21 protein-coding genes and 1 tRNA gene are annotated in these 22959 nt (G+C 45.5%); 13 read left to right on the top strand and 9 right to left on the bottom strand.

What is annotated here, in order from left to right; all coding sequences use genetic code 11:
* Together WJQ40_RS02745 and gtfA are read left to right on the top strand one after the other, a co-directional pair.
* On the top strand, window positions 1–2064 hold a 2064-nt coding region (locus tag WJQ40_RS02745; protein ID WP_337537808.1), incomplete at its 5' end, for an alpha-galactosidase.
* Window positions 2054–3532: a sucrose phosphorylase gene (gene gtfA / locus WJQ40_RS02740; RefSeq protein ID WP_337537807.1), complete on the top strand. Its 1479-nt coding sequence runs from the start codon at window positions 2054–2056 to the stop codon at window positions 3530–3532. The genes WJQ40_RS02745 and gtfA, both read left to right, overlap by 11 nt.
* Before the next feature lie 30 nt (window positions 3533–3562).
* Here gtfA and WJQ40_RS02735 read toward each other — a convergent pair whose 3' ends face one another.
* Window positions 3563–3853, bottom strand: a complete 291-nt coding sequence (locus WJQ40_RS02735; RefSeq protein ID WP_337537806.1) for a hypothetical protein — start codon at window positions 3851–3853, stop codon at window positions 3563–3565.
* A gap of 339 nt (window positions 3854–4192) precedes the next feature.
* On the opposite strand from WJQ40_RS02735, the gene WJQ40_RS02730 reads away from it, so the two are divergent.
* Together WJQ40_RS02730 and WJQ40_RS02725 are read left to right on the top strand one after the other, a co-directional pair.
* Window positions 4193–4507: an NPCBM/NEW2 domain-containing protein gene (locus tag WJQ40_RS02730; protein WP_337537805.1), complete on the top strand. Its 315-nt coding sequence runs from the start codon at window positions 4193–4195 to the stop codon at window positions 4505–4507.
* 34 nt (window positions 4508–4541) lie between these two features.
* A complete protein-coding gene (locus WJQ40_RS02725) occupies window positions 4542–4835 on the top strand; it encodes a zinc-ribbon domain-containing protein (RefSeq protein ID WP_337537804.1) in 294 nt (97 codons plus the stop codon).
* 197 nt (window positions 4836–5032) lie between these two features.
* Here the strand turns inward: WJQ40_RS02725 and WJQ40_RS02720 are convergent, their stop codons facing one another.
* The gene (locus WJQ40_RS02720; RefSeq protein WP_337537803.1) at window positions 5033–6223 is read right to left on the bottom strand and encodes an MFS transporter; all 1191 of its coding nucleotides are present in this window, start codon (window positions 6221–6223) and stop codon (window positions 5033–5035) included.
* A gap of 144 nt (window positions 6224–6367) precedes the next feature.
* Between WJQ40_RS02720 and WJQ40_RS02715 the strand changes: the two genes are divergently transcribed.
* The gene (locus WJQ40_RS02715) at window positions 6368–7261 is read left to right on the top strand and encodes an AraC family transcriptional regulator (RefSeq protein WP_337537802.1); all 894 of its coding nucleotides are present in this window, start codon (window positions 6368–6370) and stop codon (window positions 7259–7261) included.
* 44 nt (window positions 7262–7305) lie between these two features.
* On the opposite strand, the gene WJQ40_RS02710 is transcribed toward WJQ40_RS02715, so the two are convergent.
* Complete coding sequence (locus WJQ40_RS02710; protein ID WP_337537801.1) at window positions 7306–7713, bottom strand: SseB family protein; 408 nt, start codon at window positions 7711–7713, stop codon at window positions 7306–7308.
* Window positions 7710–8303: an alpha/beta hydrolase gene (locus WJQ40_RS02705; RefSeq protein WP_337537800.1), complete on the bottom strand. Its 594-nt coding sequence runs from the start codon at window positions 8301–8303 to the stop codon at window positions 7710–7712. The genes WJQ40_RS02710 and WJQ40_RS02705 overlap by 4 nt, the downstream gene beginning before the upstream one ends.
* 157 nt (window positions 8304–8460) lie before the next feature.
* On the opposite strand from WJQ40_RS02705, the gene WJQ40_RS02700 reads away from it, so the two are divergent.
* The 5 genes from WJQ40_RS02700 to WJQ40_RS02680 all read left to right on the top strand — a co-directional run bounded on the left by WJQ40_RS02700 (window position 8461) and on the right by WJQ40_RS02680 (window position 13387).
* Window positions 8461–9234 (top strand): TatD family hydrolase, encoded by a 774-nt coding sequence (locus WJQ40_RS02700; RefSeq protein ID WP_337537799.1) that lies wholly within the window; start codon window positions 8461–8463, stop codon window positions 9232–9234.
* Between the two features lie 56 nt (window positions 9235–9290).
* Complete coding sequence (locus tag WJQ40_RS02695; RefSeq protein WP_262574231.1) at window positions 9291–10631, top strand: NCS2 family permease; 1341 nt, start codon at window positions 9291–9293, stop codon at window positions 10629–10631.
* A 32-nt stretch (window positions 10632–10663) separates the two neighbouring features.
* Window positions 10664–11830: an amidohydrolase gene (locus WJQ40_RS02690; RefSeq protein ID WP_337537798.1), complete on the top strand. Its 1167-nt coding sequence runs from the start codon at window positions 10664–10666 to the stop codon at window positions 11828–11830.
* A 103-nt stretch (window positions 11831–11933) separates the two neighbouring features.
* Entirely contained in the window at window positions 11934–12497 is a 564-nt protein-coding gene (locus tag WJQ40_RS02685) for a zinc-ribbon domain-containing protein (RefSeq protein WP_337537797.1), read from the top strand.
* 23 nt (window positions 12498–12520) lie between these two features.
* Window positions 12521–13387, top strand: coding sequence for a putative manganese transporter (locus WJQ40_RS02680; RefSeq protein WP_337537796.1), 867 nt, complete (start codon window positions 12521–12523; stop codon window positions 13385–13387).
* Window positions 13388–13418: 31 nt separating this feature from the next.
* Here the strand turns inward: WJQ40_RS02680 and WJQ40_RS02675 are convergent, their stop codons facing one another.
* Both WJQ40_RS02675 and WJQ40_RS02670 read right to left on the bottom strand, forming a co-directional pair.
* On the bottom strand, window positions 13419–15221 hold the full coding sequence (locus WJQ40_RS02675) for an ABC transporter ATP-binding protein (protein ID WP_337537795.1): 1803 nt from the start codon (window positions 15219–15221) through the stop codon (window positions 13419–13421).
* Between the two features lies 1 nt (window position 15222).
* A complete protein-coding gene (locus WJQ40_RS02670) occupies window positions 15223–16155 on the bottom strand; it encodes a 1,4-beta-xylanase (protein ID WP_337537809.1) in 933 nt (310 codons plus the stop codon).
* A gap of 134 nt (window positions 16156–16289) precedes the next feature.
* On the opposite strand from WJQ40_RS02670, the gene WJQ40_RS02665 reads away from it, so the two are divergent.
* Complete coding sequence (locus WJQ40_RS02665; protein WP_337537794.1) at window positions 16290–17201, top strand: AraC family transcriptional regulator; 912 nt, start codon at window positions 16290–16292, stop codon at window positions 17199–17201.
* Here the strand turns inward: WJQ40_RS02665 and hydE are convergent.
* From hydE to WJQ40_RS02650, 3 genes are read right to left on the bottom strand one after another with little or no spacing between them, the layout of a single operon-like run.
* Window positions 17165–18196, bottom strand: a complete 1032-nt coding sequence (gene hydE / locus WJQ40_RS02660; protein WP_337537793.1) for a [FeFe] hydrogenase H-cluster radical SAM maturase HydE — start codon at window positions 18194–18196, stop codon at window positions 17165–17167. The genes WJQ40_RS02665 and hydE overlap by 37 nt on opposite strands.
* A gap of 6 nt (window positions 18197–18202) precedes the next feature.
* The gene (rsmA, locus tag WJQ40_RS02655) at window positions 18203–19072 is read right to left on the bottom strand and encodes a 16S rRNA (adenine(1518)-N(6)/adenine(1519)-N(6))-dimethyltransferase RsmA (protein WP_337403034.1); all 870 of its coding nucleotides are present in this window, start codon (window positions 19070–19072) and stop codon (window positions 18203–18205) included.
* A 13-nt stretch (window positions 19073–19085) separates the two neighbouring features.
* Entirely contained in the window at window positions 19086–19883 is a 798-nt protein-coding gene (locus WJQ40_RS02650; protein WP_337537792.1) for a TatD family hydrolase, read from the bottom strand.
* A 120-nt stretch (window positions 19884–20003) separates the two neighbouring features.
* Between WJQ40_RS02650 and WJQ40_RS02645 the strand changes: the two genes are divergently transcribed.
* Window positions 20004–20076 (top strand) — tRNA-Lys (locus WJQ40_RS02645).
* A gap of 147 nt (window positions 20077–20223) precedes the next feature.
* The gene (locus WJQ40_RS02640) at window positions 20224–22944 is read left to right on the top strand and encodes a hypothetical protein (protein ID WP_337537791.1); all 2721 of its coding nucleotides are present in this window, start codon (window positions 20224–20226) and stop codon (window positions 22942–22944) included.
* The last annotated feature ends 15 nt before the right edge of the window (window positions 22945–22959 follow it).

The raw sequence follows: 22959 nt of genomic DNA, 5'->3' as shown, positions 1-22959 counted from the left end.
ATGCTGTTTGTATACAGCGGCAATTTCTCCTGTGAGGCGGAAAAAGACCAGTTCAACCAGACGCGCCTGCTTCTTGGATTAAATGAAGAACTGTTTTCCTATCCGCTTGCGTCGGGAGAAACCTTTACGGTGCCGGAAGTTATTTTATCTTATTCGGCAGAGGGATTGTCGGCATTGTCGCAGCAGTATCATAACTGCATCCGCAACCATGTGTGCCGCAGCAAATATGTCCATATGCAGCGCCCAGTACTGATCAACAGCTGGGAGGCAGCCTATTTCGATTTTACGGGAGATACGATCGTGGATCTGGCAAAAGAAGCCGCTTCCCTTGGAATTGATATGGTAGTGATGGATGACGGCTGGTTCGGAAAAAGAAATGACGACAATTCTTCCCTGGGGGACTGGCAGGTCAATGAAACGAAACTGGGAGGCAGTCTGGCAGAGCTTATTACCCGTGTGCATCAGCAGGGTGTGAAATTTGGCATCTGGATTGAGCCGGAGATGATCAATGAAGACAGTGACCTTTACCGGGCGCATCCGGACTGGGCAATCCGGATTCAGGGGAAAAAGCCGGTGCGCTCGAGAAACCAGTTACTGCTTGATTTTTCCAGAAAAGAAGTGCGTGACTGTGTCTTTGAGCAGATCTGTGCCGTGCTCGATCAGGGAAAAATTGACTATGTCAAGTGGGATATGAACCGCAGCATGGCAGATGTCTATGCCGGAAATCTTTCCTATGATTATGTGCTTGGTGTCTATGATTTTATGGAGCGCCTGTGCAGCCGGTATCCGGATCTTCTGCTTGAGGGATGCAGCGGTGGCGGCGGTAGATTTGACGCGGGAATACTTTATTATTCCCCACAGATCTGGTGCAGTGACAATACCGATGCGATCAACCGCACAAGAATCCAGTACGGAACTTCGTTTTTCTATCCGATTTCCGCGATGGGGGCGCACGTTTCGGCGGTGCCGAACCACCAGACCGGACGGGTGACAAGTTTCCACACCCGCGGGGTGACGGCGATGGCGGGAACCTTCGGTTACGAATTAAACCCAGCGCTTTTATCCGATGAGGAAAAGCAGCAGATCCGGGAGCAGATCAAAACGTATAAGAAGTACGAAACGCTCATTAACGAGGGAACCTACTGGCGGCTGTCTGATCCGTTTACAGATGAAATTGCGGCATGGATGTCGGTATCAGAGGAACAGGATCATGCACTGGTAAGTGTGGTGCGTCTTATGGCTGAGGCAAATCAGGCGACCGTTTATGTCCGCCTGCGTGGGTTAAAACCGGATGCTGTGTATCTGGAAGAACAAAGCGGCAGACAGTATTCCGGTGCGGCACTGATGCATGCGGGAATTCCGCTTTCGCCGTTTACCGGGGAATATGAGGCGTATCAGTTTGCCTTTACCGAACTGAAAGAGGCGGGAAGATTATATGAAAAAGTGCAGAAATGGTGTGACGGGAATGCCGAAAACCGGGTGGTCATCAGCATTTACGGTGGCTCTGGTTCCGGAAAAACAACGCTTGCAACGGCATTGCAGCAGTATTTTTTAAATGACGGAACCGAATGTTATCTGCTCTCTGGCGATGATTATCCACACCGGATTCCAAAACGCAACGATGAAGAACGGATGCGTGTGTATAAAGAGGCAGGGGAAGACGGACTGCGTGGATATCTCGGGACAAAGAAAGAGATTGACTTCGACCGGATCAATGAAGTGCTTGCGGCATTTCATGAGGGAAAAGATTCGATCACATTGCGGCATATGGGACGGGAAGATGGCGAGATATCATCGGAAGAAACCGATTTTTCCGGAATATCCGTATTACTTCTGGAGTGGACACACGGAGGCAGTGACGATTTACATGGTGTGGATCTGCCCGTCTTTCTGGAAAGTTCCCCGGAGGAGACCAAGGAGCGGCGCATCCGCAGAAACCGCGATGAGAATGCCGCAAGCCCGTTTATCTGCCGCGTGGTAGAACTGGAACAGGAAAAACTTGAAGTGCAGCGCAAAAATGCAGGATTAATCGTGGGAAAGGACGGAAGAGTTTATGAACCATAAACCGATGCTCAATGCATATCCCGACAGCCTTGGAGGAAATCTTGGGGATATCGTAACATTGCTGAAAACGGAGGCTTTGCAGGATGTATTTTCTTCTTTTTACATTCTGCCGAGCCTGTACCATTCCGATCTCGACCGGGGATTTTCCGTGATCGACTATGACCTGAATGAGCAGCTTGCCGACCGGGAAGACCTTGACCAGTTAAAGAATATGGGAATCGATCTGAAACTCGATTTTATTTTAAACCATGCTTCTGCACAGTCCCCGCAGTTTCGGGATCTTGTGGAAAAAGGGGAGGCTTCTGCGTACCGCGATTTCTTCATCGATTGGAACCATTTCTGGGAAGGGCATGGAACCATGACGGAGGAAGGCTATATACAGCCGGATGAAAGCTGCCTGAAGCAGATGTTTTTTCGCAAACCCGGGCTGCCGATCCTGATGGTGGAATTTCCGGATGGAAAAAAAGTGCCGTACTGGAATACCTTTTATCAGGAAGTGCATGGCAGACAGTATCTCGGACAGATGGATGTAAACATCCAGTCACCAAAAGTGTGGGAGTTTTATCGTGAAACACTGGAAAAAATAGCCTCTTACGGCGCGGCGATTGTGCGGCTGGATGCCTTTGCCTATGCGCCGAAGACACCGGGAAAGAAAAACTTTCTCAATGATCCGGAAACGTGGGAACTTTTACAGAAGATCCATGCGCTGGCAGAACCTTTGGGACTTACGCTTTTGCCGGAGATCCACGCAGCGTATGATGAAAAAATATATGAGACACTTGCAGAAAAAGGCTATGCAACCTATGACTTTTTCCTGCCGGGACTGGTCATTGATGCGATCGAGAACCGGCGGGGAACGTACCTTGCGGCATGGGCGAAGGAGATTGTGGAAAAGAAGATCTCCACGGTCAACATGCTCGGCTGTCACGATGGCATCCCGCTTCTGGACTTAAAGGGGCTGCTTCCGGAAGAGGAAATCCAGTCGCTAATTGAACGGATCGTATCCCGCGGAGGCATGGTCAAAAATTTACATGGCCAAAAGAATCTGTATTATCAGGTAAATGCCACATATTACAGTGCATTGGGTGCGTCGGACGAAAAAATGCTTCTGGCGCGTGCTATACAGATGTTTATGCCGGGCAAACCGCAGGTCTGGTATCTGGATTTGTTTGCCGGAAAAAATGACCATGAAGCGGTACGGCGCGCGGGAGAATCCGGACATAAGGAAATCAACCGGACAAATCTTTCCACTGATCAGATCACGGAAGGGTTGAAAAAAGATGTGGTTCAAAAACAGCTTGCGTTAATCCGCATGCGAAATACCCATAAGGCATTTTCGGAAGGCGCAGAGGTAGCAATCTCCGGAGGGGAGAGGTCTCTGGAAATCCGCTGGGAATATAATAGTGCATTTGCAACATTATATGTAAATTTTGAATCAGGAACATATACAATAGTAGAAAGCAGATAGTTAAGTTGGGCTGTCGATTGTACATGAAACCTAAACTTTATAATGGAAATAATCACAGATGAAACAAGCCACATAGGGATAATGCTCGGTGGCTTGTTTTGAAAATGTTTCTTTTAAGGTCTGTTTTTCTTCGACAGAAAGCTGGGTAATTTTCATTTCCAAATTTTTGCAGAATAAAAGGAGTAGTCCGTTAATATAAGCATCATTAGAGGCTTCGGGAGTATTCTCTATAGAAATCTGAGTTGGAGAAGTAAAATCATCAATGATATTTTTGACCATACTTTGATAGTCAATATCACTGGCTGTGTTGCTGTCTTTCATTGGGTATTTCTTAGGTCAGAGACGATTGGTTTTAAGTCTTCCAACAGGATGTTTAGGTAATACTGTTCTGTCTCTATGTGAGAAGTATCAAATATTTTTGCAAAAGCATCGGTGGAGTCGGCACCGAGTTCGTTCAGTTTAATCTCATCACATCAAGAAAAGCATTTGCTATCTGAATGCCTTTATCATTAAAACCATCAATATAGATTTCCAGGTCAGTCATGAATTTGTGGAAGTTTTCATGAGAGAGTAATTCTGATAATAACCGTGGATTATATTTTTCATCAGTCAGTATTTGGACTGCATCATCATTGAGATGCAGTTCGGATACTGACTTATTTGTATGTTCACGTAGTTCGGTTCGGCAAGTATGACAATTTTGATGCTGTGTTGGTAACAAGCGAAGAATCAAAGGATTATATTACTGACAATTACGATGCGTATATTGAAGTATATAGTGATGATGTATTGATTTATACTTCTGAGAAAACGAGAGGTGGAGTAGAACCAGTGCAGATACATGCGCCTATAACAAATGTGCAGAAAATTACGATTGTTATGAAAGGACGGGCATTTAACTGTGGTGGAAGTAAACGATTTGAGGTAGGCCTTTTAAATCCAACATTCAGTAAGAACAAAGAAGACATTGAATAATAAATGAATTCAAGTAATTGAGAGGAGAACTTTGATGTTTATGTTTTGCCCCAAATGTGGAAGTAAGTTAAAAGCAGATGCGTTGTTTTGTGGAGAATGTGGTGAAGAAATCAGGGAAATAGAGAGGACAAATTCAGGCGAACAGAATGTGAAGAATTCTATAGAAGAGAAGAACAAGTTAGAAGAAACAAATATTCTGCTTTTCAAGCAGATCAAGGATTTGGAGGAACGGATAGTAAGCCTGGAATGTAAACAGGATAAACTTGTGAAGATTATAGGGACAATTGGTGAAATACTTGGTTCAGTAGAATCCAGTTTATCATGTTGAGAATGGTGAGATAGTTGATATAACAGGAGAGCGGATAAACTGATTACTGCAAATGGCGCATCTCAATGGTTAGTTTTGCGTAGCTGAGCGGTCGGACGTAGTCCGTTTTAATTACTTGAATTATCCATCATAATGGCAGTAGCTGCTATCTGGCTGTGAATACATTATAAACATCTCAAAAATTAAAAAGTGGGCATTTATTTCTGCTTATCCGCGTTGTGATTCAGAATATTGAATAAAATTAACATAATACATAATATGACTGGGAACAGGAGCCCAACGCGCATGCCCACATGAATACTGCCTCCAAATATGTCTGCAACCTTTCCTACAATAGCAGGACCTATGCTTCCGCCAAGATCACCTGCCATTGCTAAAAGTGCAAACATTGCAGTTCCACCTGTTGGAAATGCCTTTGAAGAGATGCTGATTGTTCCCGGCCACATGATTCCTACAGAAAACCCACATACAATACATCCTGCAAGTCCGATCATCGGATTTTCCGAAAAAGATGCTAATACATAACAGATAAAGCATAAGATACCGGAACCAATCATAAATCTGTCCAGGTTCATTTTGTCACAGGCTTTTCCAAACAGCACTCGCGAAATTCCCATTGTCACAGCAAACATACAAGGCCCGGCAAGATCTCCAACTGTCTTTGAGAGGCCGAGTGCTGATTCTGCGTATGCAGATGCCCATTGTGCCATGGCAAGCTCGGATGCTCCGGAGCAGACCATCATCACAATGGCAATCAGGAACATGGGTTTTGAAAATAAATTCCTGATGCCCATTCCCTGCCCTTCCTCTACTAAGGATTCAATCGGGCAGGTTGCAAAATTGTAAATATTAACAGCAGGGATCAGCGCAAAAATAACAGCAAGCCATTTCCAACTGTCAATTCCAAACAGCAGAAAGAAAACTGTCGAAACAAGTATGGTTCCAACTGCTCCCCAGCAGTAAAAGGAATGTAGAAGACTCATAGTAGCCGCCTTGTTCTCAAATGGACATGCCTCCACAATGGGACTTCCTAAAACCTCGATCAGACCGCTTCCGATTGCATATAAGATTACGCTTATAATAATACCGATAAATGGAGAAGGGAGTATTTCCGGTAAAATTGCCAGACCAATGAGTCCTGCAGCCGAACATACTTCAGAAGCAACAATACATACTCTGTATCCAATTCTGTCTACATACCTGGCACAGAATAAATCTACCAAAAGCTGGGTAAAGAAAAAGAAGGTTGATATCAGGGCAATGTTTCCAAGTGAAATGTTGTAATCTGTATGAAATTTCAGAAATAGTAAAGGTGCAAAATTTGCAGCAACTGCCTGTGTGATAAATCCTAAATAACACGCTAATTTTGTCTTTTTATAATTCTTCATCGATTTTTCTCCTCGTAGCTCTTTGGTGTATTTATCTATTCAGCACCATTAAATAGTACTATATAATATTTTCACTTCTTTTTCACTGTATTATTTCGTCAATATACTGTAGAATATCATAAAACGGGTTGTGTGGAGGCTGTCATGTCACAGATAGAAAAGAAAAAGCTTGTAAGCATAAAAACTGATGATACATTGATGGAAACTGCTATACATGGAACTCATCTTTTCCCATTCAGATTTTATGATGAAAATATGAGCGATTTTGATTTTAACTGTATTGACTGGCATTGGCATGCTGAATTTGAATTTGTATATATCGAAGCTGGTATGGTTCACTTTCATATAGGGGAAAAGAATTTTGATTTGTCTAAGGGACAGGGAATTTTTATCAATTCCAGGGTTCTTCATAAAATGCATTCCGAAAACAACGCTGCAATTCCTAATTTTCTCTTTCTTCCATCTCTGATTGCTCCGACAGAAAGCCTGATCTATCAGAAATTTGTGTTACCCTTTTTGAACGCATCTCTGGATTATTATATTTTTTCTTCTTCACAGGAGTGGCAGGAAGAAATACTGTCTGAGATGCAAAGGCTTATACAGCTCAGCAGATGTGAAATAAATGAACTTCAGATATCTGTTCAGATACAAAAGATATGGGAACACATAACGTCAAATGTTGTCTGCTGCCCGAAAATTCAAAGTATGAATTCATCATCACTTGCACGATTACAAATGATGATGCAGTTCATTCACCTGAATTACACGGAAAGAATTTCCCTTTCAGATATTGCTAAAGCTGGTAATGTGAGTACCAGTACTGCCCTGAATTTATTTCGGAATGTGCTGAATACATCTCCGGTCAATTATCTGATATGCTACAGGCTAAAGGAAGCAGCATTACTTCTTAGTAATACAGAAAAGAAGGTAAGTGCTATTTCAATAGATACGGGCTTCAGTAATAAAGATTATTTCTGCAGATCATTTAAGCAGGTGTATTCCTTAACCCCTTCAGAGTACAGAAGGGCAAAGAAATGAATTGTCCATCAAAAAGTATCTGCGTTTGTGAAAATATCCGATTTTCAGCCAATGATAATCCTAATCAGGCCCTTATCCAGCATCAGGGTGCGGTTCCAGGGATTCAGGATAACTCCTTTGATTTCTTCTGTTTTCAGGGCTGCTTCAAACAACTGTTGGATATCTGTGAGAAAGGTGGACATGACACTTCCACTTCCTTTTAATTCCTCGTCAAAGCTGGTGAAGGCGGCCCACCAGGTGGTGCCGTCCGGGGCTTTTACAGCCTGTATATTGATCTGGGTTCCGGCAGCGGCAGGTTCAACTGCCAGGATAAACTGCCCCTGTTCCTTCATTCGCCGTCTGATGACAGTCAGCGTGTGTGCCAGCAGCTCATCGTTGGGCTCCTGCTGAAGAGCAGCAATAGCAGTTTCTATTTTTTCATTTCCTTTTAAACGTTCATCCTGGTTTGTCATAAGTGATTTCCAATTCCTTTTCTAATAAATTTTTCTGTTTTCTGCATAACTTCTTTCATGATGTCCAGATTCCGGAACACATCACCGGTTTCCAGTGAGTGGTTTGCATTTTCATAGAGAAAAAACGGTATCTGATGTTCCTGGCATTGCTGCCGGATCACTGCGGTATTAACCCAGGGATCGGCAGTTCCTGTAAAGGCGATTCCATTCCGGGGATGAAAAGCAAAGGTCTCTGCAAGCGGCGTATACAGGATATGCCGGCAGGGGAGGCTGTGTTCACTGGCATAACGGGCAGCGATGGCAGTACCAACACTCTTTGAGATAAAGAGGATTTCGTCACAGCAGGAAGCCACGCCTGACTGCTGTGAGAAAACTGATGTCTTGTCAAGTGCACTCTCCGCCTGCTCATACAGCTCCAGAAAAGCAGCTTTCATATTAGCAGGATTTCCGAGGAGATCCCGGATCTGTGTTGTATATGATAAGGTAATATGCTGATCAAAGCCGCAGGCAGCAGCAACTTTTCTGGCATAATAGAGAAGAGGTTTATCGCAGTGGTAGCCGACACCGGGGAAGTAAACAGCCAGTTTCATATTTGAAGTCTCCCATCTGATTCTTTATGTTCTATTCTGATTTTGGACAATGTATTTTCTATTATATTACCATAATTAAATAAGTGTTGAAAGTACCTACAATTTTGCTATGATAAATAAGGAATTAGAGAATGATTATCCGATCATGGAGGAAATTATGTTAAAAGGAATCATTGATACTCACTGTCATATGGACGATCCCTGCTTTGCAGACAGACTGGATCAGGTGCTGGAAGAGCAGCAGGCAGCAGGTGTTGTGGTGATCATGAACTCAGGCTCAGAGCTTCCTTCAAGTCTCCGTTCCTGCGAGATGGCAGAGAAATATGACATGGTATATGCATCTGTTGGTATTTACCCTAATGAGACAGCGAATCTTCCTGAAGATTATATTGAGACACTGCGGGGGTACGCGGAGCGCAGGAAGGTAGTAGCCATTGGCGAGATCGGAATGGACTACGGATATGAAGAGCATCCGGATCCGGCCATTCAGGAGAAATGTTTCAGAGAACAGCTTGTTCTGGCAGAAGAGCTGGATCTGCCGGTTGTGATCCACAACCGTGAGGCAGATGAAGACACACTGCGTATTCTGAAGGATTATCATATCAGAGGAGCAATCCATCGTATCTTTTCACCGATTGAATATGCAAGAGAATTTATCAAAATGGGAATCTATATGGGATTTGGTCCCCAGATCACTTACCCTGGAAGTGACTGTCTTGTGCAGCTTGCCAGAGAGTGCCCGAAGGAACTGATCCTCCTGGAAACGGATGCACCATTTTTACCAAACTATGGAATGGAGATGCCGGCGACACCGGATATGATCGCCAAAGTGGCAGAAACCATTTCAGAGATCAGAGGAGACATGACTCCTCAGGAGGTTGTGGATACCGCAAGGGAAAATGCAGCCAGACTTTATCACATTGCTTGCTGATCTCGGGATAAAACAAGGAGATTTGTGAGATAGACAAAATGAGAGAGGACAAAAACATGAAGAAAAAACTGGATGATTTTTTCAAAATCACAGAGCGTGGTTCATCTATCAGTACTGAGCTGATCGGTGGCGCAACAACCTTTGCAACAATGGCATATATCCTCGCATATATGACCTGGTCAATGTCAGCGATTCCCGGAATTAATCTGACGGGTGTACTGATCTGTACCGCACTTGTAACAGCAGCAGCCTGTCTGGCTATGGGATTGTATTCCAATACCCCGATCTGCCTTGCACCGGTACTTGTCATTCCCGGACTGATCGCAGGATGGGTTGCAGATGGTACTGCTACCTATGCACAGGCATTTGGTATTGTAGCTATTTCAGGTATTGTATTTATTCTGGTTTCCTTATTTAACTTAAGAGAGCTTTTCGCAAGATGTCTGCCAAAGAACCTCAAGATCGGTCTGGCAGCTTCTGTAGGTTTCCTGATCGCCCGTGTAGGTATGAATTCCTGCGGTCTTTACGCAGCAACAGAATCAGGACTTACTTATGGCGATTATCATGCAAAGAGCACGATCCTTGGTGTGATCGGTATCGCAATCTGCTTTGTGCTTACTTATGTAAAGTTCAATATCAATGGACGTGAGTACAAGATCCGTGGTGCACTTCTGATCGGTATCATCCTGACCACTATTATCGGAATTCCCATGGGTGTTACTGTTCTTCCGGAATCTATTTTCACTATTGGTGGATTCAGTGCCATTAAAGATGTAGCATTCCAGGTAGATATTTTCGGCGCACTGAAGCTGAGCTTCGTACCGTTGATCATGATGCTTCTGATCAACGACTTCTTTGGAACCATGGGTTCCGGATTTGCGCTTGCCGGTAAGGCAAACCTGCTGGATGAGGATGGAAACTTCCCTGCATTTGGCCGTGTATTTCTGGTAGACTCCTGCTCTACACTGGTTGGTTCTATTTTCGGTATTTCCACGGTAAGCTGTTTTGCAGAGTCAGCATCTGGTATTGAATCAGGAAGCCGTACAGGTCTGAGCAATGTAGCAACCTCTTTCCTGTTCCTGCTTTGCTGTTTCGTAAGCCCTCTGTTCCTGATGATTCCCGGCGCAGCAACCGGTGCAGCACTGGTAGTCGTTGGTATTTCCATGTTGGAGACTGTAAAGGATCTGGACTTCGAGCCGATTGAGTTCCTGCCAGTTGCAGCTATGTGGCTGACCACCGTATATATGTCAGATTATGTAGGCGGTATTGTGATTGGTATGTTCGTATATATGTTTATCAATATTTTCCGTGCCCTGTTTGAGCGTGACAAGAAGTACATTCCGTCACTTCCTGTATGGGTCATGACAGCATTGATGAGCCTGTATTATATTTTCTAGGAAAAGGACAGAAACAGAAAATGGAAGTGTCTATGATAAAAAAGATCGTAGATGATGTCATGCCGCAGATGATCTCTGACAGGCGTCATCTTCATAAACATCCCGAACTGTCATTTGAGGAATATCAGACGACAGAATTTCTCTGCAGGGAACTGGAAGCGGCAGGGATAGAGGACATCAGAAGACCTGTGAAAACTGGTGTTGTGGCTGTTATCCACGGAGTATATCCGGGAAAGACGGTTGCTATCCGTGCTGATATTGATGCCCTTCCGATCCAGGAAAAAAATGAGTTGGAATTCTGCTCTGTCAATGATGGTGTTATGCATGCCTGCGGACATGATGGTCATGCGGCCATGCTGCTTGCGGCAGCCAGGATTTTTGAACAGCATAAGGACGAGCTGCATGGCAGTATCGTATGTATCTTCCAGCATGCAGAGGAAGTGCCGCCGGGAGGCGCACAGGAGCTGTATGAGGCAGGCGTTATGGAGGGTGTAGACGAGCTGTATGGACTGCATCTGTCTTCCAATTTCCCGACAGGGACTTATGGCGTCCGGGCAGGGGCTCTGACCTCAGCGACAGACCGTTTTGATATCCGTGTGATTGGTAAGGGGGGTCATTCCTCCATGCCGGAGCAGAGCATTGATCCGATCGTGACAGGAGCGGAGATCATTGTGGCACTGCAGTCCATTCTTTCCCGCAGGGTGGCAGCTTTTGAGCCGGCAGTGCTGTCAGTATGCCAGGTAAATGCCGGAGATGCTTACAATATCATACCCGGTGAAATGACACTGACCGGTTCTACCAGAACCTTTTCCGAAGAGATGCGTGGGAAAATGGAAGTCATGATCGAAGAGATCGTCAGTGGCATCACGAAATCAGCGGGAGCTTCTTATGAATTTAAGTTTGAAAGAGGCTATTCCAGCGTGATCAATGATAAGGAACTGACCGAAAATGTTGAGCAGCAGCTGAAGAAGCTGTGGGGTGAAGAATCGATTCTGCACATCAATCCCATTATGCCGGGCGAAGATTTCTCTGCCCTGCAGAAGAACTGTCCGGCCTGCTTTGTAGAGATCGGAACAGCAGATGAAGAGAAGCACACCACATTTCCGCATCACAATCCTAACTACCGGATGGACGAGGAAGGGCTGCGCTATGGACTTTCCTATCTGCTGGTAATGATATTTGACCGTCTTCGGGCATAAAGGTTTTAATAGTAAAAATTTGCGCTCTCAGGTGTATCTGTGATATACTTGGGAGCGAACCTGTTTTTGGGAAACAGACAGGTGTAAAAAGGAGGAAGCAGGTATGGCTTTTTGTCAGAATTGCGGAGCAAAACTGGAAGAAGGAGTGAAGTTCTGTCCCAACTGTGGATCTGCAGTAGAAGGAAATACTGCAGGAAAAAATGGTACAGCCGGAGCAGACAGTACACGTACATCAGGTACACAGACCAGTGGATCCACAAACGAAAAGAAAAATTTTGAGGAAACGATCCAGGATCTGAATGATACCGAGGATACCACGGATCAGTTTGACCCGGCAGATATACAACAGAACAAGGTTATGGCAGTGCTTTCCTATATCGGGATTCTGGTGCTGGTACCGATCCTGGGGGCAAAGGATTCCAAATTTGCCAGATATCATGCAAATCAGGGACTGCTGCTTCTGATTGCTTCTGCAGCATACAATATCGCGCTCCGTATTGTGAATGCGATCCTGTATGTGATCAGCTGGAGACTTGCGTTTATCGGAACGATTCTCAGCGCAGTCAGCATTGCTTTCTTTGTATTGATGATCATTGGTATTGTAAATGCAGCAAATGGCAGGGCCAAGGAGCTGCCGGTCATTGGTAAATACAGACTGCTGAAATAGGAGTCTGTGAGTAAGGAGTTTTTATGTTATTAGATGTTATTGAAGATACACTTGTAGATGCGTTAAAGCTCCTGCCCTTTCTGTTCCTGACCTATCTGGCTATGGAATATATTGAACACAAGGCAGGAGATAAGGCGGAGGAGCTGGTAGAAAAGGCAGGCGGCTTTGGACCTCTGATCGGAAGCGTTCTTGGTATGGTGCCGCAATGCGGATTTTCCGCTGCGGCGTCTAATCTGTATGCAGGAAGGATCATTACGCTGGGAACCCTTATATCTATTTTTCTTTCCACATCAGATGAAATGCTTCCGGTATTTATTTCCAATCAGGTAGCTATCGGAACGATACTTAAGATCCTGTCTATTAAGGTTTTGATCGGTATGGCAGCCGGCTTTGTGATCGATCTTGTACTACAGAAGAAGCATAAGGAAACGGGAGAAACGGAGCACCTGAAGATTGATGAGATGTGCGATCACCAGCACTGTCATTGCGGGCAGGGAAATATCTGGAAGGCAGCCATTTCCCATACGCTGCAGATCCTGTTTTTCATCGTGGTTGTTTCTTTTATCCTGAATCTGCTGATCAGTTATATCGGGGAGGACAATCTTTCAACGCTGCTCAGCAGCAGACCGGTGCTTGGCCCTGTGATCGCAGGTCTTGTGGGACTGATCCCAAACTGTGCGGCATCGGTGGTACTGACACAGTTGTATCTGGAAGGAATGATAAATGGTGGTGCCATGATGGCAGGACTCCTGGCAGGAGCCGGGGTAGGGCTTCTTGTGTTGTTCCGTGTTAATGAAAATGTTAAAGAGAATCTGAGAATTGCGTTGCTGCTCTATATCATTGGAGTAGTATCAGGAATTCTGATAGAAACAGCCGGTCTTATCTTTTAAGACCGGCTGCAGATTTAAGAAGTAAGCAAAATCAAATCTGTAAGTTCTTCAGGCGGTAAAATTCGCCCTTCAGAGCCATTAATTCTTCATAGGTTCCAAATTCTTTAATACCACCGTTTCCTACAACAGCGATCCGGTCAGCATCACGGATTGTCGATAGTCTGTGTGCTACGATCAGAGTCGTGCGGTTCTGCACCAGATTGTGGATTGCCTCCTGGATCTTTTTTTCAGAGATCGTATCAAGTGCAGAGGTGGCTTCGTCCAGGATCAGGATCCTGGGATTCCGTACAAAGGCTCTGGCGATGGAGATCCGCTGTCTCTGACCGCCTGAAAGGCTGTTGCCATGCTCTGTGATCTGAGTATCCAGTCCTTCTGGAAGAGAAGCGATCAGCTCCTCCAGGTTGGCTGCCTTAATCACCTGGTCCATCAGCTCATCAGAAATATGGTTCATACCATAGGTGATGTTATCCCGGATCGTCCCGGAGAACAGGATCGACTGCTGTGGTACGACAGCAATATGGGAACGGTAGCTTTGGAGGTTTAAGGTATTCAGATCCATACCGTCAATCAGGATCCGGCCTTCTGTAGTTTTGATAAAGCCGATAACAAGATTCAGGATCGTGGTCTTTCCGGCACCGGAGCCACCTACGAAGGCAACTGTCTCACCGGGTCTGATATGGAAGCTGACATCCTTAAGGACAGGTGATTCGGCATCGTGATACTGGAAGGCAACATGGTCAAAGGTGATGTCACCGGTAAGCTCCTGGATCTTCTGTTTATTTCGGTTATCCTCCACGTCATGACAGAGCAGGATATCACCGACAGAATTGACGGACTCGAGTCCCTTGGAAATAATGGGAAGCAATGTAATGATACCGGATACCTGATTGACAATAGAGGAAAAGTAGGTCTGGTACATAACTACTTCACCGACGGAAATACTTCCCCTGGAAGCAAGATAACCGGTAAACGCAAGGCACAGTACCTGGAACAGCTGGAATGCAACCCAGCTTATTGAAGAAAAGTAGGTCTGGATCATGTCCAGCTTCAGCCCTTTCTGTGCTACATTACTGAGCTGATGGTCGATCTTGGAGGTTTCCTGCTTTTCCAGGGCGTGGGCTCTGGTAACCGGGATCAGCTCCACCATTTCCATGACCCTGACAGAGGTTTCCTCCATTTCCTTACGGAAATCGGAGTTGTACTGCTTGATCCTGCTTTTGAAGGAAACCATCAGAAGGACAGCAACCGGGATCGTAGCCAGGAAGAACAGGAAGACCGTCAGGCTTTTAAAGATGACAACGCCAAAGGCCACAATAATATTAAGCAGAATGCTGAGTACACTGATAAAGATCTGCGAGGACAGGGTTTCGATCTGCTCCACGTCACGCATGATCTTGGACTGAAGACGGCCGGACTGCATTTCATTATGGTAGGAAATGGAAAGCTGCTGCAGCTTCCTGACCAGAGAGCTTCTCAGCTCCTGTTCTACGCTCCTGACAGTTTTGGCATATAGCCAGGTATGCAGATAATTAGTAAAAATGTTCTGTATCATAAAGAAAGACATGAACAGCGCATTAACCAGGATTTTCATACCTGCGTTGTCAGGTCTTTCTGTTGCTATATTGATGATATTTGCCGTTACAATGGGAAGAACCCAGACAGGCGAATGCTTGATGGCAAAAAATACAATGGAAAGAAACAGCTTTCCGTAATATCCCTTATAAATGCTGAGAAGTATTTTCAGGCTGTTGCCTTCGTTTCTTTTAAAGGTCTCCAAAAGTGCTTTTTCAGAAGCATCCAGGTCGATATCCTCTGGTCTTGTAAAGTCAATCATGTCAGTTCATTTCCTTATAATAGTGATGTACGACTTCCAAAGCAGGCTTTCCGTAAATTTCATAGCCGGTATTGGCTGCAGCTCCTGATAGAGGATATTGCTTTGCAGCCCAGTCCCATATACAGAAGCCTCTGACAAAGGGGCGCTTTTTGCAGGCCTCAAACATGACCTTGTACCACGAAGCCTGTTCGTCAGGAGCAGCCTCCCCACGGATGCACCAGTCGTTGGGAACGAGAAAGGAGCCTTTGGTAGACATGCAGCCGCACTCTGCGAAGAAAAAGGGCTTGTTAAATTTTTTTACGACCCTTTCAATCCGGTCAAGCTGATTTTCCCAGTCATTTACAGGGTAATAGCCGCTTGAAGAGATCACATCCACGCAGTCCCACCAGGTAACATTATCTTCCTGATATTTGTCTGTATTATAAGAAACCGGTCCGTGATAGACCTCTTTGATATCAGATATCAGCTTCCGCCACTCAGCATCCCGGTGCTCACTCATGACCATCTCGCAGCCTGCGATAAACATTTCGCAGCCACTTTTTTCAGCAAGGGCTGCATAATGAAGCTGAAATGCGGTGTAGGAGGCAAACCAGTTACTCCACTTAGGTTCACAGGGGACATCCTTGTCGAAAAAGCTGATGTGGGCCCGCCAGGTTCCGTTCATGCAGTTGACAGTGGGCTTTAAGGCTACTGAAAGACCAAGGCTGTGAGCATATTCAATGATAGAAAGAAACTCTTCATCAGTGGCATTGGCCTGCGTTTCACGAGCAATGGTTTCTGACTGAGGGGTTTCCTGAAGTCCGTTTGGAACAAGAATGATCAGGTTGGCACCTGTCAGCTTTTTCAGATTGCGAAGACTTGCTCTTGCGGCTTTGGTATCCAGCTTTCCTCTGCGGGAAAAGGGGGCAAAGGTAATGCCCTTGATCATCTGCATCAGTTCCATATCGGACTCCTTTTTACAAAATTATACTTTCTGAAACAATAAAAAATATAGCACTTTCCTTGTCCGTCCGGTATAATATAGTCATGTGAAAATTGTATAAATCTATTTTGGAAAAGAGCAAAGAAATGCAGTATTTATTTGAATATCATGATACACTGGATTCACCTTATGAGGCATTTTTATATGATACCTCACAGATGGCATTTCCCATACGATCCCACTGGCACTATTTTATGGAGCTGATCTATATGAAAGAGGGAACGGCGCTGATAGAGTGTGATGGCTGCAATTATATTCTGGAGCCGGGGGATCTGATCATTTTTCATCCGGAGGCGGTGCATGGGATCTATGCAGTTACCAATGGACCACTGAAATATGAGGTGCTGAAATTTGATACTAACAGGCTGTATACAGAGAAAAGCTATGCGCCGAGTCTTCCCATGATCCTGCGCAGTGCGAGCAAGGATGAGCATGCAAATGTTTTTTTTCAGGAAAGTCAGCTCCGGCATCTGCCAGTGGCCTCTGTTTTTGAACGATGCAGGGAAGAACTTGAGAAAAGAGATTATGGTTATGGGATCATTGTCCATGACAGGATCTGTGATCTGATGGTAGGACTGATCCGTATCTGGAGAGAAAATGGTTTTGATACGGATAAACTGGCCGGACAGCCAAGGGAGATCAATTCCTTCCGGGATATCACGACTTACATAGATGCACATGCCGGTGAGCCTATCCGGGTGGAAGAACTGGCAGACCGGTGCAATATGAGCTATTCTTATTTTGCTAAAAATTTCAAGCAATATTATGGACGTTCCTGCAAGGAGTATATTGAGCTGATCCGGATCAGTAAGGCGGCAGATATGCTGCTGTTCACAGATTTTGACTTAAGCTATATCAGCCAGGAGACCGGGTTTTCAGATAGCAGCCACCTGATCAAGACCTTTCGGAAGTGGAAGGGGATGACACCGAAGCAGTACAAGCAGCAGCACGAAAAGGGATATCAGCGGAAATCTCCTCTGTCTGTGACGATCTCATAGCCAATGCCTTCCATGCGCCGCTGCATACAGCAGCGGCATTCAGCAGCTTCATCACCGGTGCAGATCTTGTTATCATAGAGAAGATATTTGCCCCGTACATCTGTGGGGGAAAGATTTGGCATGACCACATTGGCACCGGCCTGTATGCCCATTTCCCTTCCCAGAGGATGAATGGTGCCAAGGGCAGTGGTGGCAGGCAGCAGCACATGGGGGTGCAGGAGCCTTATAATGGACAGAAGCCGCAGCGTTCTGTCGAGTGTGCCGGCGGGGCAGTCTGCAAATGGGGTATCCTTATGGGGAATGAAGGGACCGATGCCTGTCATTTCCGGCTGTAATTCCAGAATAAACATAAGATCCTCATAAAGACTGTCCATGGTCTGGAAAGGAGATCCTACCATAAAGCCACATCCGGTCTGGTAGCCGATTCTTTTCAGTGTTCTGAGACAGTTTTTTCTGTGGGAAAGAGACATTTCCTCAGGATGGAGCTTTCTGTAATGCGTTTCATCGGCAGTTTCATGCCGGAGCAGATACCGGTCAGCGCCGGCGTCAAAGAAGCGCTGGTAGCTTTCCTCTGACTTTTCACCAATAGAAAGTGTGACCGCACAGTCCGGGTAGGAGGAACGGATCCGGGATACGACCGCACAGATCTTATCATCGCTATACCATGGATCTTCTCCGCCCTGCAGGACAAAGGTACGGAAGCCAAGCTCGTAGCCATTCTGGCAGCAGGAGAGGATCTGATCCTCTGTGAGGCGGTAGCGGTCAGAGCGCGTGTTGCTTCTCCGGATGCCGCAGTAATAGCAGTCATTTTTGCAATAATTGGTAAATTCGATCAGTCCGCGGATAAAGATCTGGTTTCCGTAAACGGAGTCTGCGACTGCCCTGGCGGTTGTTTTTAAACGGGTCAGAAGTGCTTCATCTTCTGTAGTAAGAAGGTGGACAAGCTGATCCTTTGTAATATTTTGTCTGGTTCTGATTTCTTCGATCAATGACATCTTTATTTATTTCCTGTTTGTATAAAGAATACTGCTGAGGGCGGCAAATTCCTCCAGTGAAAGGGCTTCTCCCCGGATGGAGGGAGAAAGCTCCATTTCCAGGAGAGCCTGCTCTACAGCCTCCCTGGTAATACCGGGAAGACCTGCATGAGAAAGGCTGTTAGTCAGTGTTTTCCTGCGCTGCTGGAAGGAGGCACGGATCACGTCAAACAGAAATCTCTCATCAGGAACGGTCACGGGAGGCTTATCATGGCAGGTGAGCCGGATCACGGCACTGCCGACATTTGGCTTTGGGATAAAGCATTCCGGAGAAACGGTAGCTACGATTTCCGGCTTTGCATAATACTGGACAGCCAGGGACAGGGCACCGTAATCTTTCGTGCCGGGACCAACCTGCATGCGCTGTGCCACTTCCTTCTGTACCATGATAGTAATGCTTTTTAAAGGGACATGGCTTTCAAAAAGTCCCATAATGATAGGGGTTGTAATATAGTAGGGAAGGTTGGCAACGACCTTGATCGGTCTGCTGTTGTTTCTTTCTCTGGCAAGAGCGGCAATGTCCACCTTCAGGATATCTTCGTTGATAATAGTGACATTATTATAGGGAGAAAGGGTGTCTGCAAGAATGGGGATCAGTGCCCTGTCAATTTCTACAGATACCACTTCTCTGGCACTTTCAGCCAGATACTGGGTCATGGTTCCGATGCCGGGACCGATTTCAAGCACAAAATCATCCCTGGTGATCCCTGCGGAGGAAATGATCTTATTCAGGATATTTCCATCGATCAGAAAGTTCTGCCCGAAGCGTTTCTGGAAGTTAAAGTTATATTTTTTCAGTATTTCCAGCGTTCCTGCCGGATTTCCGAGAGTTGGCATATGGGTATCCTCCTTACTCTTTTATGCCAAAGAGCTTTCTGGCATTCTGCTCTGTGGCTGCTGTGATCTGTTCTTCTGGAAGTTTCTTGATCTCACTGATTGCTTTTATCACATAAGGAAGATTCAGGGAACTGTTCCTTTTTCCTCTGTTTGGCACAGGGGCAAGATAAGGACAGTCTGTTTCCAGAAGGATTTTATCCATCGGAAGATATTCTACCACATCAAAGAGCTTTCTGGCATTTTTAAAGGTAAGTACACCGCCGATTCCAAAAGAAAAGCCGAGGGAAAGGAAATTTTTTGCCATTTCCAGAGAATAGGAGTAGCAGTGGACAACACCGCCAATATTTCCGGCATCAGCGGATTTCATGATATCATAAGTATCTCTGGCAGCGTCTCTGGAATGGATGATAACAGGAAGGGCGGCTTCTTTTGCCAGAAAGAGCTGGCGCTCAAACCATTTCTTTTGAATGGTACGTTCCGGATCCCCATTCCCTTCATAATAATAATCAAGACCGATCTCACCGATAGCCACTACTTTACCACCCCTTTTCACGGAGTGCTCGGTGGCAAGAGTCAGGATGTGCTGCATGTTTTCTTCTGTAAGGGCAGCAGTGCCGGAAGGATGGACGCCAAGGGCTGCATAGACAAAAGAGTACTTCTGTGACAGGGCAAGGGTAGTCTCTACGCTTTCCATATCGGCAGCAACGTTGATCACAGCGCCGATGTCATTGTCCTTAAGGCTCATGAGAAGACTGTCCCTGTCCTCCCGAAAAGCCTCATCATCATAATGTGCATGGGTATCAAAAATCATAAGAAAAACTCCATTTTCAATTTTTTTAAAAATTTTTGAAAAAATACTTGCAATTCAAAAAGCATTATACTATAATAACACTTGCGTTGCAAATGATACACAAGATTTTGCAAGGGAAACGCACCGCTAGCTCAGTTGGTAGAGCACCTGACTCTTAATCAGGGTGTCCAGGGTTCGAGCCCCTGGCGGTGCACTTACAAGTACCGTTTTTGAGGACATATGAGCCTTGGGGATGGTGCTTTTTTTTGTGTCCTTTGACAGAAAGGGCATGCTATGGTACACTTAAAAAATGAAAATCGGGTTATTTTGTCCATAAATCTGAGAGCATGAGGTGAGTACCTTGGATAAGTATGAATATAAAGTACGTGCAGAAGAGATTAAATCGCTGATCGCTGACGGCGAATATGTGGAAGCTGCTAAGATTGCAGATACCATCGACTGGCGCAGGGTCAGAAGTGTGATGATGCTCTGTACGATCAGTGATCTATATAAAATCAACAGAAGATATGAGGACAGCAGGGATATTCTCCTGCTTGCCTATGAGAAGGGCGGCGGAAGGCGCCCTATTGTTTATTCACTTTGTGAGCTTTCCATTAAGCTGGAAGAATATGTGCAGGCAATCGAATACTATAAGGAATTTGTGCAGCTTGCGCCGAAGGACTCTGGCAGATACATTCTTCAGTATAAGCTTTATGAGGCACAGGAAGTCAGCCTGGAAGAGAGAATTGCAGTACTGGAGGAGCTGAAGAAAAAGGATTACCGTGAGAAGTGGGCTTATGAACTGGCATATCTCTATCACAGGGTAGGACTTGAGTCCAAATGTGTAGAGGAATGTGATGAGATGTTCCTTTGGTTTTCTGACGGCAGATATGTTCTGAAGGCGCTGGAGCTGAAAAAGCTGCACCAGCCCCTGACAGAGGAGCAGGAAGCGAAATATGAGCAGATGAAGCATACCGGCGGCATTATTGAAGCCGATATTGTGACAGAAGGAAAAGCCATTCAGGAGGAAGCCGGACAGGCGGCAGCAGAAGAGGAAGAGGATGATGAGTTCAGCAGGGAGCAGAATGTACTTACAGATCCTACCCAGGAGCTGCCGGGCAAGAGTCTGGATGAGATCGAAGTCAAGACAGTTGATGTAAGTCAGTATAATACCATCAATCTGCAGAAAGAGCTTGCGGAAAGCATGAAGGAATTTCTGGGGGTATCATCTCATGCAGAGGAACGTGAGAATGCCGTACAGAAGGAAACACAGGATGTGGAAGAAGAGGCAGAAGCTGCTGAAGCAGCAGACATGGCTGAAGCAGCAGATATCCATGAGGTAACAGCATCAGAAATGCCTGCGGAGGAACTTCCTGCAGCTTCCGGACCGGAAACACCGGCTGCTGTTAAGCAGGATACCGATGAAATGCAGCTGATCAGTGAGGATATGCTGACTGACAGTGATTCAGAAGCAGCAGATCCTGTATCTGAGGAAGTATTCTTTGGCAATACCTCTGAAGTTAAGGTAGAAGATGTGATCTCTGAGCTGGTGGAGAAGGATGCACAGACCTCACGGAATATTGCAGCCATGCAGGAGTCTGTTTCCAAAGTGGCCGACAGGGCAGAATCTCTGCAGAAGGACAGAGAAAGACTTCCGGAGGCGTCACCAAATCCGGCGATCAGTAATACAGGTGTGATCAGGACATTTCATAAGCCATCGGGTTTTGATGATATCCTTTCCCAGGAATATGACGGACAGATCAGTCTGGCCATTCCGGAGGAAGAGCAGATAGAGAAGCAGATCACCGGTCAGCTGAGTATTGATGATGTTATGGCTGAATGGGAAAAGATGAAGAAAGAAAATGAGCAGAAGATGATGCAGGAGATCAAGGAGCGCGTACACAAGCAGACAGATTCCCTGTTTTCGGATTTTGACGAGGCGACTAAGACAGGACTTCTTGAAGAACTGGAAAAGGCCATGGTGGATGCTGCTGTGAGGGAAAGTAAGAAAAGAGCAGAAGCAGAGCGCCCCAAGGTAGTAAAGGTTTCTGATATTGACGCAAAGGAAGAGGAGAAGGCTGAAGAACAGCCGGAAGAGCAGACGGAAAAGCAGCCGGAAGAGCAGACGGAAGTCATAGAAGATGCTGAGATCATAGAGGAAGAGACCGGGGAAGCGGATAAGCCTTTAGACGAAGCCCCCCCCACTGAGGAAGCAGCGGAGAAAGAGATTGCTGAGGAAGAAGCAGCAGAGGAAAAAATAGAAGAGGAAAAAACGGAAGAAGAAAAAACGAAAGAAGAGGGAACAGCAGAGGCAGGGAATTCCTATACTGCACGCGAAATGAGCAGGAGTGAGAGAGAGCAGTTCGCTCCGTTCATCCATCACAAGAAAACAAGAAAGCAGATCGTAGAGGTAATTGATAATATCAGTCTGGCATCTTACACAGGAAATGTTGTGATCACAGGAGAAGAGGGCACAGGTACCACTGCACTTGCCAAGCTTCTTGTGAAGGAGGTTCAGCTTTCTGATAATAATTTTTCAGGCAAGGTGGCCAAAATTTCCGGGGGCAATATGAACAAGAAGGAAGTTGGAGCAACCTTGGACCGCCTCCTTGGAGGGGCGCTGATCATTGAGGGTGCAGCTTCCATGAAGAAGAATACAGTGGAATCCCTGATCAGAGAGCTGAATCAGGAAGGAAAGGGACTGATCATTATCCTTGAAGATAAAAAGGAAGCGATAGAAAAGTTCCTGACGAAATATCCGGCACTGGCAACAATCTTTAATCTCAGGGTAGATGTGGAAGCACTGGATGATCAGACACTTGTTAAATACGCAAGAAAGTATGCCCTGGAGCAGGAATATGCGATTGATGAGCTGGGTGTTCTGGCACTGCATACGAGAATTGCAGATATGCAGACCAGTGACCATGAGGTAACACTCTCAGAAATTGAAGAGATCGTGGATGAAGCGATCTATTATGCAGATAAGAAGACACCGAAGCATTTCTTTGATGTGCTGTTTGGCAAGAGATATGATGATGAGGATATGGTTGTTTTAAGAGAAAAGGACTTTATGCATTACTAAAAATCAAGGGGGTTT

Source organism: Suilimivivens sp., assembly GCF_037359455.1.
Classification (GTDB): domain Bacteria; phylum Bacillota; class Clostridia; order Lachnospirales; family Lachnospiraceae; genus Suilimivivens; species Suilimivivens aceti.
This window is presented reverse-complemented; position numbering and strand designations above follow the sequence as displayed.